General features: G+C 40.9%; 11 protein-coding genes and 1 pseudogene. 1 reads left to right on the forward strand and 11 read right to left on the reverse strand.

The genetic code is table 11. From position 1 onward, the window contains the following. Nucleotides 1–47: 47 nt before the first annotated feature. From narI to KHY58_RS09135, 5 genes are all read right to left on the reverse strand, one after another. Nucleotides 48–719 carry a respiratory nitrate reductase subunit gamma gene (gene narI / locus KHY58_RS09115; protein ID WP_101928706.1) on the reverse strand — a complete coding sequence of 224 codons (672 nt, stop codon included), beginning with the start codon at nt 717–719 and terminating at the stop codon, nt 48–50. Further along, nucleotides 716–1,240 (reverse strand): nitrate reductase molybdenum cofactor assembly chaperone, encoded by a 525-nt coding sequence (gene narJ / locus KHY58_RS09120; protein WP_156697105.1) that lies wholly within the window; start codon nt 1,238–1,240, stop codon nt 716–718. Before narJ ends, narI begins: the two co-directional genes overlap by 4 nt. Continuing rightward, nucleotides 1,240–2,667, reverse strand: coding sequence for a nitrate reductase subunit beta (gene narH, locus KHY58_RS09125; protein ID WP_278473159.1), 1,428 nt, complete (start codon nt 2,665–2,667; stop codon nt 1,240–1,242). The genes narJ and narH overlap by 1 nt, the downstream gene beginning before the upstream one ends. Further along, complete coding sequence (locus KHY58_RS09130; RefSeq protein ID WP_187002506.1) at nt 2,657–6,334, reverse strand: nitrate reductase subunit alpha; 3,678 nt, start codon at nt 6,332–6,334, stop codon at nt 2,657–2,659. The genes narH and KHY58_RS09130 overlap by 11 nt, the downstream gene beginning before the upstream one ends. Nucleotides 6,335–6,405: 71 nt before the next feature. Further along, nucleotides 6,406–7,092 carry a Crp/Fnr family transcriptional regulator gene (locus KHY58_RS09135; RefSeq protein ID WP_012863813.1) on the reverse strand — a complete coding sequence of 229 codons (687 nt, stop codon included), beginning with the start codon at nt 7,090–7,092 and terminating at the stop codon, nt 6,406–6,408. A gap of 363 nt (nt 7,093–7,455) precedes the next feature. Between KHY58_RS09135 and KHY58_RS09140 the strand changes: the two genes are divergently transcribed. Further along, a complete protein-coding gene (locus KHY58_RS09140) occupies nt 7,456–8,793 on the forward strand; it encodes an MFS transporter (protein WP_278473160.1) in 1,338 nt (445 codons plus the stop codon). 683 nt (nt 8,794–9,476) lie between these two features. Here KHY58_RS09140 and tnpA read toward each other — a convergent pair. From tnpA to KHY58_RS09170, 6 genes and pseudogenes are all read right to left on the reverse strand, one after another. Beyond that, nucleotides 9,477–9,936 (reverse strand): annotated as a pseudogene (tnpA, locus tag KHY58_RS09145) (IS200/IS605 family transposase). 183 nt (nt 9,937–10,119) lie between these two features. Then, complete coding sequence (hemQ, locus tag KHY58_RS09150) at nt 10,120–10,851, reverse strand: hydrogen peroxide-dependent heme synthase (RefSeq protein WP_039965396.1); 732 nt, start codon at nt 10,849–10,851, stop codon at nt 10,120–10,122. A gap of 230 nt (nt 10,852–11,081) precedes the next feature. Beyond that, complete coding sequence (gene hemG / locus KHY58_RS09155) at nt 11,082–12,698, reverse strand: protoporphyrinogen oxidase (RefSeq protein ID WP_278473161.1); 1,617 nt, start codon at nt 12,696–12,698, stop codon at nt 11,082–11,084. Next, nucleotides 12,695–13,594, reverse strand: a complete 900-nt coding sequence (hemH, locus tag KHY58_RS09160; RefSeq protein WP_278473162.1) for a ferrochelatase — start codon at nt 13,592–13,594, stop codon at nt 12,695–12,697. Before hemH ends, hemG begins: the two co-directional genes overlap by 4 nt. A gap of 4 nt (nt 13,595–13,598) precedes the next feature. Next, nucleotides 13,599–14,642 carry a uroporphyrinogen decarboxylase gene (gene hemE / locus KHY58_RS09165; protein WP_155086423.1) on the reverse strand — a complete coding sequence of 348 codons (1,044 nt, stop codon included), beginning with the start codon at nt 14,640–14,642 and terminating at the stop codon, nt 13,599–13,601. Nucleotides 14,643–14,906: 264 nt separating this feature from the next. Continuing rightward, a partial coding sequence (locus KHY58_RS09170) for an ATP-binding protein (protein ID WP_423838348.1) occupies nt 14,907–15,430 on the reverse strand: 524 nt, incomplete at its 5' end.

The following is a 15,430-nucleotide window of genomic DNA, read 5'->3' on the forward strand; positions in this document are numbered from 1 at the left end:
TGATTAATCCTATTATATCTAGGCGTACAAATCAATCATCATCCTAATTATTTTTGATCACGTTTACGATATACGATGAACGGACGTGTTAAGTAGTTGAGTGGAACACTCAAGCAGTGTACCAAACGGCTGAATGGGAAGATAATAGCCACTACCATCCAAGCCAACATGTGGAATTTAAACATGAATGGTACGCCTTCCATCAAGGATGGATCTGGCATAAAGGATAGCAAGCTACGGAACCAAGGGCCGATGGATACGCGGTAATCAAAGAAACCAGATGCATTAAGCAATGTACCAGCCATACCGCTGAAAATAGCTAATGTTAAGAACAAATATAACCATTTATCGAGGCCAGATGTGTTAACTTTCATAGCAGGCACAGTAAAGCGGCGTTTCATCAAGAGCAAGAAGCCTACGATGAAGATGATACCAGCTACAGCACCCATATATAATGCACCTTCATGGTACATATGGTCATTGATACCAATAGCAGCAGTCCAAGCTTTAGGTACTAATACACCTACTACGTGACCGCCGATAACGCATAGCAAGCCAAAGTGGAACAATGGATTAGCGATGCGCAATTGTTTTTTCTCTAAAAATTCACTCGATTTTGTAGTCCAGTTTCTTTCAAAGTAGAAGAAACGAACCAAAGTACCTACGATTAAGAAGGTGAATGCGATGTAAGGCAAAGCGCCCCAAAGGAATAGATTCATCGTGCACCGTCCTCCAATCCATTTGCAACAGACAAGATAATATCAAACAAGAATGCATAAGGCAGTTTAGCCTCAATGAAGCGTTCTCTAATGTATTCCAATTTTGGCTTACAATAGTCGTAAATTTCTTTTGATTTTTCATCATCGATAACGGCACATAGCTCAAGAAGTGCTGGAATATAATCAGGCATTTCTTTTGGCAAATCATAGTCGTTTTCGAGGAAGAAAGCTTTAAATTTTACGAGTTCTTCCGCTTGTTCCCCTGTACCTTGTAACTCATACGTCGATAAATACATAGTTGTATTTTGACTAAAATCAAAGGTACGAACATATTGGTCTTCAAATTCTTTTTTATCGGATTCCTCTACATAGTCGAAGAATTCTAATAAACCTTGGCGAAGTTGAGGATGCCCAACGGATTGGGCGTCCTCTCTCCATTCAGGTAATTCGTTATACCATTGTTCATCAGGATAGCGTAGAAGAAATGACGCAATAAGAGCGATTTTCTGAGCATCCTTCATTATTGACATCCCCCTGTAGGGCAAGCAAAGCCGCGATTTTGTTGCATTTCTAGGCGACCTTCGCGAGATACTTTAACATCAGATGGGATAACAAAGCGATCATTGTATTTGGACAATGCCAACAATTTATACATAGCGTACATTTGATCTTCTGTTAAATCAACTTTGTGTTCGATAGGACCATCACCTGTTTCACGACGGCGCATGTATTCACGCATGTCGAGAACACGTTGCAATGTACGAGCTAAGATTTCTGTGTTACCTGCTGTAAACAGATTAGCTAAGTACTGTACAGGCACGCGCATTTCATGTGCATCTGGCAAGTATACATCAGATGTAACACGTTGTAAAATTGGGCTGAGCGGTGGCACATACCAAACCATTGGCAATGTGCGATACTCTGGATGCAATGGCAATGCAACGCCCCATTCTTTTACAAGCTTGTAAACAGGAGATTTTTTAGCTGCTTTCAAGAATGCTTCAGAGATACCTGCTTCGCGAGCGGCTTTAATAACCTCTGGATCATTAGGGTCCAAGATTAAATCTACTGTATTTTGGTAGATGTCTTGTTCATCCTTCGTAGCTGCCATTTCTTGAACTTTGTCCATATCGTATAAGACTACACCAACATAGCGCATACGACCTACACATGTTTCAGCGCATATTTGAGGCAGACCATTTTCCAAACGAGGGTAACAGAATACACATTTTTCAGCTTTATTCGTTTCCCAGTTATAGAAGATTTTTTTGTATGGGCAAGATGGAACGCAATGTCTCCAACCGCGGCATACATCTTGAGAAACAAGTACAACACCATCTTCATCACGCTTGTAGATAGCACCGGATGGACATGCTGCTACACATGCAGGATTCAAACAGTGGTTACAAAGACGTGGTAAATAACGCATGAATACTTCTTCGTAGTCAAATACGATATCATCACCCATTTTAGCCAAGTTCACATCTTCCCGTGCATGATGACCACCAGCCAAATCATCATCCCAGTTAGGGCCCCATGTTACTTCCATTTTTTGCTTTGTTAACAAAGAACGAGGACGTGCTACAGGTTGATTATTTTTACGACCGGTATGAATCAATGTTTCATAATCGTATGTCCAAGGTTCAAAGTAATCCGTAATTTCTGGTTGTTCTGGATGATAGAACAACTTCATCAATCGAGAGCCTTTAGAGCCTGTGGAAAGCGCCAAATTACCGCTTTTATCGAGAGTCCAGCCACCCTTCCATTTCTCTTGGTTTTCCCAATTACGTGGGTAACCCACGCCAGGGCGGGTTTCCACGTTATTAAAGTACATATATTCCGCGCCTTCGCGGTTCGTCCATGTATTTTTACAAGTAATAGAGCATGTATGACAGCCTAAACACTTGTCCAAATTTAGGACCATGGATACTTGAGCTTTAATCTTCAAGCCAATCCACCTCCTTCAATTTACGAGCCACAATTGTCATATCACGTTGGTTACCAGTTGGGCCATAGTAGTTAAAGCCATAGCTCAATTGACCATAACCGCCGATCATGTGTGTCGGCTTCATGTGAATATGAGTTGGCGCATTGTGTGTACCACCGCGACGATCTTTCTTAACTTGCGTACCAGGAACGTTGATGTGACGGTCTTGGGAGTGATGCATATAAGAAATGCCACGAGGAATACGTGGAGATACAACTGCACGAGCTGCAACTACACCATTTTTATTGAAAGCTTCTACCCAGTCGTTATCTTTAACACCAATTTCTGCTGCATCATCTTCGTTAAGCCAAATTGTTTGGCCACCGCGGAATAATGTCAACATTTGTTGGCTATCAAAGTACATACTATGTGTAGACCACTTATTATGTGGAGTTAAGTATTTCAATGTAATTTCTGGAATACCTTCTTGTTTATAATCACCTTGTACTGGTTTATATGACAATACAGGTTTGTACAATGCCATAGCTTCGCCATAGTCGCGCATCATTTCATGATCACAATAGAACGATTGACGACCTGTTACAGTACGGAATGGTACCTTATCTTCTGTAGATGTTGTAAATGGAGAATAACGACGGTTTTTATCGTTCTTACCAGTACTTGTTACAGAGCTAATGATAAAGCGTGGTTGACGAACCATGTCATCGAAGGTAATTTTTTCTTGTTCGCGACCTTTTGCATTCTTTTCAAGCCCAGAAAGACCTGTTTTTTCTTCCATCGCTTTCCAAGAACGAACCGCTAATTTACCATTTGTACAAGAAGATAATGTTAATACAACATTACAAGCTTCCTTACATTCGTAAATGCTTGGACGGCCATGAGAAATGAAGTCTGGATTATCAATCGTACCATTTTGAGCATACAATGTTTGATATTCGTCAGATACATCCCACGCCAAACCGTGAGCACCCATTTTATTTTCGATATTAGGTCCTAAAGCAATGTATTTTTCAAAGATCTGACTGTAATCGCGTTTTACATGAACGAGATTCGGCATTGTTTTACCAGGGATTGGTTCACATTCGCCTTTACTCCAATCAAGAACTTTACCTTCTGGTTGCGCTACTTCGCCTGGGCTATCATGGCCAAGGGGAGTAGCTACAATATCTTCATATTCTGTAAAGCCAGATTCTTTTGCTACGCGAGATACTGTTTCTGCAAGGGTACGGAATGTATCCCAGTCAGATTTAGTTTCCCATGCGCAATCAACAGCAGCTTGGAATACATGTACATATGGATGCATATCTGTGGAAGACAAGTCTTCTTTTTCATACCATGTAGCTGCTGGGAACACGATATCAGAATATAAACCTGTAGACGCCATACGGAAGTCGATATCAATTAAGAGATCAAGCTTACCCGCACCATCTGCTTCGCGCCATTTAATTTCTTCTGGACGCGTAGGAGCATCATCATCTTCCAATACGGCATTTTTTGTGCCTAATAAATGTTTCAAGAAGTACTCATGACCTTTAGAAGAGGAGCCAATAAGGTTCGCACGCCATACAAACAAGTTGCGAGGGTGGTTTTCTTTAGCTGCAGGATCCTCTACGCAGAATTGTAAATCTTTATTTTTCAAGGCTTGTGCTACATATTGGTTGATTTCCGCTTCTGTACTAGCACCGGCTGCGCGAGCATCATTAATCAATTCTTGGCTACCTTTATTGAAAGTAGGATAAGATGGCAACCAGCCTAAACGAGCTGCTAATACATTGTAATCCCCAGGATGACGATAGCGAGGTTTAGCCAATTTAGATACGCGGTCTGCCAAATCGATGCAGTCAGAACGATATTGCTCTGTAGCAAAGTAGAACCAAGATGTACCATTTTGCAAACGAGGAGCCTTACTCCAGTCATTGGCAGTCATGATACCACCCCAACCTTCAACAGGACGAAGTTTTTCTTGACCTACGTAGTGGGCCCAACCACCACCGTTAACGCCTTCTGTACCACAGAACATGATAAGGTTCAAAATAGTGCGGTAAATAACATCGGCATGGTACCAGTGGTTGATACCACCGCCCATGATAATCATGGAACGACCTTTCGTTTTTTCAGCATTATCTGCAAATTCACGTGCTGTAGCAATAGCAATGTCCGCTTTTACGCCAGTGATTTTTTCTTGCCATGTAGGTGTGTATGGAGTGTCATCAGTATAGCTTGTAGCCACTTCACCACCGATACCACGGTCAATACCGTAGTTAGCAAGAATGAGGTCATACACTGTAGTTACTTTCACAGGACCATCTGCAGTTTGTACCGTAATAGTAGGAATAGCACGTTCAATAACACCTTCGTGCTCTTCATCACCAAAGTACGGCAATTTAACAATCGTCACATCTTCCCGTTGATCAAACACGGATAAGCGAGGATCAATTTTAGCTCCTGTGTCGCGATTTTCAAGTCGTAAATTCCATTTTTGTGGGTTCGTGTGACGTTCACCCATTGTACCATTAGGTACAACGATTTCATTTGTTAATTCATCAATCAATACCATTTGGAAGTCAGCGCCTTCCTCTTGGCGACCTAAATCCTTGGCATTCAAGAAACGGCCTGGTTGAACTGTGCCGTTGATATCTTCAACGCGTACAAGGAATGGCATATCTGTGAACTCTTTTGCATACTCTTTAAAGTATGGAGTTTCTTTGTCGATGTAATATTCTTTTAGGATAACGTGACCCATTGCCATTGCAAGAGCCGCATCGGTACCAGCTTTTACATTGAGCCATGCATCGGAAGAAGTTGTAGATTCCGCATAGTCAGGAGACACGGATACTACTTTAGTACCTTTATAACGAACCTCTGTCAAGAAGTGAGCATCTGGCGTACGGGTCAAAGGTACGTTAGAACCCCACGTCATGATGTAACCAGCATTATACCAGTCACCAGATTCAGGTGTATCAGTTTGTTCACCCCAAACTTGAGGGCTGGAAGGTGGCAAATCGGCATACCAGTCATAGAAGGACAATGGTGTGCCACCCATCAAGTTAAGGAAACGAGCCCCTGCTGCATAGGACAACATGGACATCGCAGGAATTACAGAGAAGCCTGCGTTGCGGTCAGGGCCATATGTTTTTGCTGTATATAGTAAGGATGCTGCAGTAATTTCTGTTGCTTCATCCCATGTGGAGCGCACAAAGCCACCCATACCACGGGCTGACTTATATTTTTTCGCTTTTTCAGGATCTTCTACGATAGATTTCCAAGCTTCGATTGGATTCTTAGCATGCTTCTTCGCTTCTCTCCAAAGCTCGACCAATTCGCCACGTACATAAGGATATTTTACGCGCAAAGGGCTATAAAGATACCAAGAGAATGTTGCACCACGAGGGCACCCACGTGGTTCATAATCTGGCATATCATCTGGTGTTTCAGGGTAGTCAATTGCTTGATTTTCCCAGGCTACAACACCGTTTTTAACATAAATATTCCAGCTACAAGAACCAGTACAGTTTACGCCATGCGTTGTGCGGACAACTTTATCGTAAGACCAACGGTCACGATAATAATTTTCCCATTCACGACCTCCATCTTCTGTGATTTGATGGCCGTTTGGAGATACTTCCTTCTTGCGAAGAAACTTAAACTTTTGAGACAACAAGCTCATCTCGTGTCCTCCTTCAAAACTACAAAAAAATCCCTTGTGCTAGATGTGCTAACACAAGGGAGAAAATCCTGTTATTCGATATTACTAATATTAGGGTCAATACTATCAACCTCTAAATCAAGTAATCCGATTAAAGCGTCAAAATCACAGATTACTAGATGGTGTTTGTCATAGGCTACATAGCCTAACTTACGTAACTCACTTAACATGCGATTTAAACTTTCTCTTGATGTGGCAGCAAACTCAGCCAATTCTTGATTTGTTAGGGCAATATCAATAAAGATACCATCCTCGCGCTTTACACCATAACTATTGGCTAAGCGCAACAAGGTAGAATAGAATGCTCCCTTCTTGCCGTAAAGTAGCAAGTCCCGGTATTTTGCCTGTTGACGACGCATATGCAAAGTGTAGATTTTCATCATTGCAATAGCCAATGAATGGTCTTTTGCAATAGCCCCTTCCAACACATCATAGCGTATACAATAAACAGAGCAATCCTCCCGAGCAATGGCGTTGAACACATATGTTCTAGTGTTCTCCTCATACAACGGAACCTCACCAATTACATTATTCGGCCCTACTAAACGCAACGCAAAAATGTGTCCGCTAGCTTCGAACTTCTTAATGCTCATTCTACCTTTTACTACTACGTAAAAGTATTCTGCCTTGTCCCCCTCACGGAAGAGAAAATCACCTTTTTTAAGATGTAGTTCCTCACCCGGCAAAGCAAGCAATTGGTTAATTAATTTTTGATCCATACCATTATCACTCCACAGTACTTTTATAACAAAATCCATTAGTTATACTAATCTATTTATAGTAAAAGTACCTATACTATATACTTTTTCGTATATATATGATTATTATAACTTATTAATTTCAGAATATGTGTGTTTTACATCACATTCACAAAAAAAATTACACTATATAATATATCTGTGATGTAAGACATTGAAAAATATTAATGCTACAATAATTATAACGCAGTTTTGTAAGTAAATCGAATGCTTTCTATGGAAATTCTTTAGATTTTACTATTTATATATATATATATATTATATATAATCTTATATATTTTTCTTGTCTACGTGTATAGTTGTTACAGTAAGGAGAAGTTCAAAATGAACGAACTAAAAATGCCTCAAGTAGGTGCAAGCCGCAGCGAAATCGTGGCTAATTGGCAACCGGAGAATCCGGAATTTTGGGAAAAGTTTGGTAAAAAAATTGCTAAACAAAACTTGGTTATATCCACAATTGCATTAACCCTTTCATTCTGTGTATGGTATTTATGGGCAACCATTGCAGCGCAACTCAACGGCGCAGGCTTTAATTTCACAACCGATCAATTATTTACCTTAGCTGCATTGCCAGGCCTTGTAGGTGCTACATTACGTTTTGTATATACCTACATGCCAGCCTTAATCGGTGGTAAAAACTGGACATTTATTTCCACACTTATTTTATTAGTTCCTGTTGTATGGCTCGGCTTTGCCGTTCAAGATACAACAACTTCTTATACGACATTCATGATTTTGACTGCCCTTATCGGTTTAGCGGGCGGCAACTTCTCGTCCTCCATGGCGTACATTGGCAACTTCTTCCCTAAATCCGAAAAAGGTACTGCTCTTGGTATCAACGGCGGCGTTGGTAATCTTGGTATTTCTGTAATCTACTTCCTAGCTCCATTTGCTATGGGATCTGCCGCTTTAGGTAGTGTATTTGGCGTAACGCCAGCAATTATTAAGGGCAACGCAGTATATCTAGCTAATGCTGCTTTCATGTGGGTTGTACCTCTTGTAGTTATCCTTGCATTGATGACACGTTTCATGGATAACTTACCTCTAGAAAAACCAAATCCTAAAAATCTAGTACAAATCTTTGGTAACAAACACACTTGGGCTCTTACATTACTTTATACATGTTCCTTCGGTGCTTTCTCTGGTTATGCAGCAGCACTTGGTCTATTAGTAGGTAAAGAATTCCCAGAAGTACCATTTGCTTCTATCGCATTCGTAGGTCCACTTGTATCAGGTGCACTTCGTCCTGTAGGTGGTTGGTTAGCAGACAAAATTAACAGCGGTACAAAAGTTACCTTTGTAAGCCTTCTCGGTCTATGTGTAACAACAGCGCTAATTGCAGTTGGCGTAGATATGCACAACTTCCCATTCTTCTTTGCTATGTCCGTGTTGACCTTCGTAAGCTGTGGTTTCGCAACAGGTGCAACATTCCGTATGATTCCACACGTATTTGGCAATCCGCTATTATCCTCTTTAATCACTGGCTTCGTAGCTGCCGTAGCTGCATACGGTGCCTTTATTACACCTAAAATCTTCGGCTTTGTATATTCCACATTTGGTAATATCCATCCAGCCTTTGCTGTACTATTAGCCTTCAACATCGTAACTGTAGCAGTATGCTACTGGTTCTATGTGCGTAAAAGCGCAAATATGAATGTATAATTTTCTGGGAAACAGAAAATTTACGTTCACTCAACGGTACAACAAAATATAATTCACTTTTCTTAACTAAGTGATAAAAGAAACCCCGCATCTCTCCTCCATACTTATCAGGTCTGCGGCCTAGGGCCTTGACCTCGTAAGTCGGATAGATGCGGGGTTCTCTTTTAGCAGTCCATTCATTCTAATTTGACGATATATACCTTTATCTCTATAATATAAATAGATAGTCAGACGAGTAGGAACGTCAGGCGCATCTCAAAAACTAATTATCTAGGAAATGGCCTTTCTGTTTATCTAATTACACTTGGTAACGGAGGGCTATTTGCTTTTTGTGAGGCAAATAAGCGCTATAAGTGCTCCAAAGGAAATGACTAGCGTCAAGATTCCAGTAATAACTGTAATAAGTTCAAAGTCACTCATAAGCTCACCCCCTTCTATAACGAAGAGAGGCCCAACCTCGCCGACTACCTTAACAACATTATAAATTGAACAAATATACGATACAATAAGCAGTTATTTATCGATATATATGAATTAAATAATCAGAACCACCCGTAAAACGGGTGGTTTGCTCACGGGCTATAAGCCCGTAGTACTAGACCAGCGTCTAAAGGCGCTGGCTTTCACTACGTTCAAGCCGCATAGCCATTGACTCGTAACCTTCCCCTCAAAGGGGATATGTATTACTTGCTACCCTTAAAAGGGTCCTCATATTCTTTTACACTCAACTTATCCTTCATTTGGTCTTGTAACTCTTGCTCACATATATATTTTCTTACTGTTGCCTCATTCAGACCTACTGTACTAACATAATATCCCTCAGACCAAAAGTGTCTATTTCCAAATTTATACTTTAAGTTTGCGTGTTTATCGAACATCATAAGTGCACTTTTACCTTTTAAATATCCCATAAAAGATGAAACTGCTATTTTAGGAGGGATTAATACTAACATATGCACATGATCTGCCATGAACTCCCCCTCTATAATCTTGACGCCCTTATATTCACATAAACGCCTCAGTATTTCACGTAAACTATTTCTATATTGATTATATATCTTTACGTCTATACTTAGGTGTAAATACTATGTGGTATTTGCATAACCATTTTGTGTGCGCAAGACTCTGTGTCTTTGTTGCCATATAAAATCACCTTTCTTTTGCATATAATGCGGCTTGAACACCTACATTATACTTAAGCAAGGTGATTTTTTGTATAACTTTCGTTGCCGCACCCGCATAGCGGGTGGTTTTATGATTCGCGACTATGTCGCGAACCAGTCTAAAGACAATAATAAAGAAGAGCCTGCATTGCAGGCTCTTTTATTATCCAAAGATTTCTTCTAGTAGTGCGTCGTCGATGATGGTACCAACGTAGAAGTCGCTGAAGATGCCGTATTTTGCACTGGCTACTTCAAAGCGCATATCATATACGATTTTTTTGAATTGGATGTCGTCGTTACTGAAGATGGTAATACCCCATTCCCAGTCATCTAAGCCACAGCCACCTGTGGTGAATTCAGATAAAACGTCCAAGTATGTTTTACCAAGTTCACCGTGAGACTTCATCAAGGCTCCGCGTTCTTGCGGTGGTAGCATGAACCAATTATCATCACCTTCGCGTTTTTTACTCATATTATAGAAACAGATATATTTATCGCGAGGTACGTGAGGATATAGTTTTTGGTTAACTTCCTCTGTATCAAGTTTAGCCTTAACATAGGTGCTTACTTCTGTTACAGATGTATAAGAGTATGTTTGTACTAATACGCTTGCAATGGCAAGGCGGCGGAATTTGCGTTCTACTTGCGCCAAGTATTCAAGGGATGGACCAAGAATCCATAGGATTAAGTCCCCTTTTGCTCCATTACAATCATAGAATGCATAACTTCCTTCTTTAGCTTGATGTTTAGCTTCAAGGTCTGCTAAGAATGCTTTTAATTCATTGCGCGCTGCTGCTTTTTCATCCTCTGTGAAGCAGTTCCATGCGCTGAAATCCATGGCGAATACCATGTGTTGGCTATGCCAACCTTCTACTGTAGGGATTGCTTTTCCCATTATGATCACTCCTATCTACGGTGATTATATCAAAATAATAATGTATCTATATAACTAAGGAAATCAAAAGACTCCACTTACTATTATAGCATATAGAGTCTTTTCAATTTAGTTTCTATTGAGATTTTTTATTAGTACATTCTTTAGTTAAGACTAAACTTCTACTTTTATGCTGAGGATAATCCTATAGCTCTTAATACTATACTAACTCTTTTAAGCAAGTCACTATTTTACTTGTCATTCACAAGTTTTTCTACCAGTTCTTTTGCTTGTTTTACACCATCAGGGATTCCAATGCCATCAAAGGGCGTACCAATGAGGTGTAAATTGGGATAATGCTCTGCCACATGTTCACGAACAGCTTTAATGCCTGCGCGATGGCCTACATTATATTGAGGCATACAGTGAATGAGGCGATTGATGCGCACCCACTCTGGTTTGACAGAGAAACCCATGATATGTTGAATTTCTTTGACTGCCAATTCTGAAAGTTCCTCTTCGCTGAGTCGTTCTACCACGTCATTGCCAGGCTTACCGATAAAGACGCGCAATACCACCTTATCATCTGGCGTTGTTTGAGGCCATTTTTGATTAAGAATAGTACATGCTGTAAGAGGCGTATCTGTGTTTCTAGTAATGAGCAAACCCGATCCCTTGAGATCACCATCAAAGGTGCTTTTATCAAAAGACATAATAGCAATGGCACAGCTAGATTGCTCCATAGAACGCAAGAAGTCAAAACCCTGATCATCCTTAAACCATTGTGTATACGTTGCCGGCGGCGTACTGATAATCACATGATCTGCCATAGATTGACAACCACAAGAATTGTTATACTGATTGGCCACATCGATTGCGTACATGCCTTCAACATATCGAATATCCGAAACTAGTGTACCTGTATGCAAGTGTACATTACTAGGCATAGCCTCAACAATAGCGGTAATCACGCTTTCAAGGCCGCCTGTCAATTGACGAAACATGCCGGATTGAGCCGCTGTTCCCTTCCGACTTTCCATATCCGTTTGCGCCTTAGCAGACTGATGATTTGAACTAGTCTTTGTTATATGGTTAGAACTGCTTGCACTATTACTAGCAAAATTAGCTTGACTAGACTTTGCTTCGTGGCTTTCAAATTGACGGTCTGTCATAGTACCTTTACCAGCACGAGGCACATCGCCTTCTGCTACAGCATCTTTAGCTGCTTTAGAGACACCTGCTTTGGAGTGACTCATCTTAGCAGCCATCATACCTTTTACCATGTTTCCATATTTTTGTTCTACTTGAATAAAATGAGGGAATGTCGACAATAGGCTAATTTTATAAATATCGCCACCATAGATGCCAGCTAATAGGGGCTCGATGAGTTTATCCATCATTTCTTGTCCTAAGTGGTATTTGAAGAAATGACCAATGGATACATCCCCATTTTCATCGAGTTGGTATGGTTTCTTAAAATAATCTAGGCCAGCACGCAATTTACCAGGCCAGGAAATGAGCGTTGCTTTCACAAAGGGCATCATTTCCGTAGGAATGCCCATGATGGAGCCGCCCGGAATTGGGTGGATAGAGCCCTTATCATATACAAAGGCTTGACCTGTTTCATTAGACACGAGGGTATCACCTAGTCCAAGATCATGCACGAGATCTGTCATTTCTGTTTTACGCCCCAAATAGGAGTCAGGACCGAGTTCCACTACGAAGTCATCCACACGTTGCGTTTGTATTTTCCCACCAAATCGTGGTGCTTGTTCGAAAAGAGTAATGGTCCATTCCGGCTTTGCATGGCCTAAATAATAAGCCGCTGTTAGCCCTGTTAAGCCACCGCCCACAATTGTTACGTTCACGAATGAATCCTTTCTATTATTGCACTCGCCATTGCTTGTAAAAATGTTTCATTACAATTTGGCATGGGTGCACGCATATATGTTGCGCCCTTTGCTTCAACGAGTTCTTTACACTCCACATCATTATCGTACAGTACCTCAACGTGATTGCTTACAAATCCAAATGGTACAAAAGCAATGCGAGTAGCACCAGTTTGTAAAGCTTCATTGATTGCATCCTCTACGGTAGGTTCCAACCATTGGCCATGAGGAGCCGCACTTTGCCATGCCACAGTCCAGTTCGGTAATTTACAATATTCAGCAATCTCTTTAGCGCTTTCCTCTAAAGCTAACGCATACGAATCGCCATCATGATTATTGATAAGAGGTATACTGTGCGCACTAAAAATAACGAATACATCTTTAGCATTATGCACACACTTTGAAAGTGCTTTTACCCAGTATTCCTTAAAAGTTGGTTGATCCCACCATGAACGGATAAAGTCAAATGTCACATTATCATGGTTTGAAATGGCTGCTTGCACTTGTTTTTCATAAGCTCCAGTACCGAGAGCGGTGAAGAATGGAGCTGTTACAATAGCGATAATATGCTCCACTCCTTGCTGGACTAAGCAGTCAACCGCATCTGCAATGGATGGTTTCATGTGTAAAAAACCAATAGCGGAAGGCATAGTTGGCAACAGAGTAAGCAGTGCTTTATATTGGCACTCTGCCATAGTTTGAAGCTCAATATTTTCCCATTGACCGATTGTATCATAACGCTTAGTGAGATTTGTAAGCTCTGCTTCCGTTGGTACACGGCCACGACGAATGCTCGTCATATAGGGTACTAAATCATCCTTACTTGAAGGGCTACCATAAGACAAGAATAATAATCCTTTTTTTTCTACTTTCACTAATTTACCTCTCTTGAGTCCAAATCTCACGACTACGTTCATGCACATAGTCCGTTAGCCAATGGAGTTTTTGAGGATCTGCCTCTGGGAATACGCCATGACCTAAATTAAAGATATGGCGCCCATAGCGAACGCCGTCGAGCAAGATGCGATCCACTTCGCGGGCCAATGTTTTTTCGTCTCCGAACAAATACGCCGGATCTAAGTTACCTTGTACCGTTTGTGTTACGCCGCGCTCGTTTGCCATAACGATGGAACTACGCCAATCAAGGGCAATGACATCTAAAGGCAAGTGAGACCAAATAGACACCAAATGATCCGTACCAACACCATTCATGGCCATTGGCAAATGAGGATATTTAGCTTTCACAGTCTTTATGATCCGCTCCATATGAGGGTAAATCCCTTGTTTATACTGGTCTGCATTAACAGCACCTACCCAAGAGTCAAAGATTTGAAGTGCATTAGCACCCGCTTCGGCTTGCATGGATAAGTACGCAATGGACATGTCCGCCAGTTTTGTCATCAATGCATTCCACATATCTGGAGCACCGATGAGCATGCCACGAGTCTTATTGTAGTTTTTCGTTGGTCCCCCTTCGATAAGGTAGGACGCTATGGTAAACGGTGCCCCGCAGAAACCAATGAGAGGCACGTCGAGCATACCAGAAGTCAATAATGTAATCGTTTTCGCAATATAATCTACCTTTGTAGGATCAAAGGTTTCTAATTTATCCACATCAGCCATAGAGCGGATAGGCGTGCTAAATACAGGCCCCACACCAGCCTTGAGCTCTACATTTACATTCATAGCCACCATGGGGCTCATAATATCTTTGTAGAGAATAGCCGCATCGACACCGTATTCCTTAACAGGTAATTCCGTAACGCGAGCACATAGCTCAGGTTCTTTTGTAATTTCAAATAATGTATATTTTTCTTTGATTTTGCGATATTCCGCTTGGCTACGGCCAGCTTGACGCATATACCACACAGGCGTTACACCCGGGTTCTTCCCTTGGATCATGTCCAAATATGCTGTGTTCAAGTACTCAACCCCTTTCGTTCTAAATGTATACTAACACACTATGGCAACCAAAACAGTTACTTTGGTTACAATCACTTACATTATTTATTCTTTAATAATCCCTAATAATCCCTGTGAAAGCATGTGCCTCCACAGGGATTATTATTTCATTACCACTTTGATTTAACTAAGACTTTAATTCAAGTATGTCGTTAAATTTACTAGTACTGTAATATAACCACTACTTTAATTTGACTGAGTCTTTAATTCAAGTCCGAAATTCATTTAACTACGACTTAGTCTATGGCAATCGATGCCCATAATAGATTGAGCCATATCATATACAGAGCGTTGACAGGTAAAAAGCCAAATCTGTTGATTCTTCCCAAGCTCGGCCAACAATTCCAAGGCACTACGTTGACGGTTTTCGTCAAAGCGCACCAAAATATCATCCAAAATAATCGGCAAGGATTCTACTTGATAAGAGAATACCTTGGCTAGGGCAAGACGCAATGCCAAGTATACTTGGTCAGCTAGACCACTAGACCAGAATTTAAGTTCTAGTCGTTCCCCATTGTTGTTGATAAGTGCTACCCCTTTATTGATACCTAGAATATCAAGTGTATACCTCTCACCAGTTAGTCTTTCAACATAAGAGGATGCAAGTTCTAACATATGAGGTTGTTTTTCTTGTTCATATGATTGTTGAGCCTTATCCATACAATGGCTTATCAATACTTGAGTAGCCCAATCTTCAAGAGCAGACTCTAATTCACTTTGTAAAGCCTCTCGTTCTTGCAACATTTGGT

The organism is Veillonella parvula, from assembly GCF_018366295.1.
GTDB classification, from domain to species: Bacteria; Bacillota; Negativicutes; order Veillonellales; family Veillonellaceae; genus Veillonella; species Veillonella parvula_P.

Excerpts from the sequence above, each read along its gene's own strand:
- narI (WP_101928706.1), bottom strand. The coding sequence starts at position 719 with ATGAATCTATTCCTTTGGGGCGCTTTGCCTTACATCGCATTCACCTTC.
- narJ (WP_156697105.1), bottom strand. The coding sequence starts at position 1,240 with ATGAAGGATGCTCAGAAAATCGCTCTTATTGCGTCATTTCTTCTACGC.
- KHY58_RS09130 (WP_187002506.1), bottom strand. The coding sequence starts at position 6,334 with ATGAGCTTGTTGTCTCAAAAGTTTAAGTTTCTTCGCAAGAAGGAAGTA.
- KHY58_RS09135 (WP_012863813.1), bottom strand. The coding sequence starts at position 7,092 with ATGGATCAAAAATTAATTAACCAATTGCTTGCTTTGCCGGGTGAGGAA.
- KHY58_RS09140 (WP_278473160.1), top strand. The coding sequence starts at position 7,456 with ATGAACGAACTAAAAATGCCTCAAGTAGGTGCAAGCCGCAGCGAAATC.
- hemQ (WP_039965396.1), bottom strand. The coding sequence starts at position 10,851 with ATGGGAAAAGCAATCCCTACAGTAGAAGGTTGGCATAGCCAACACATG.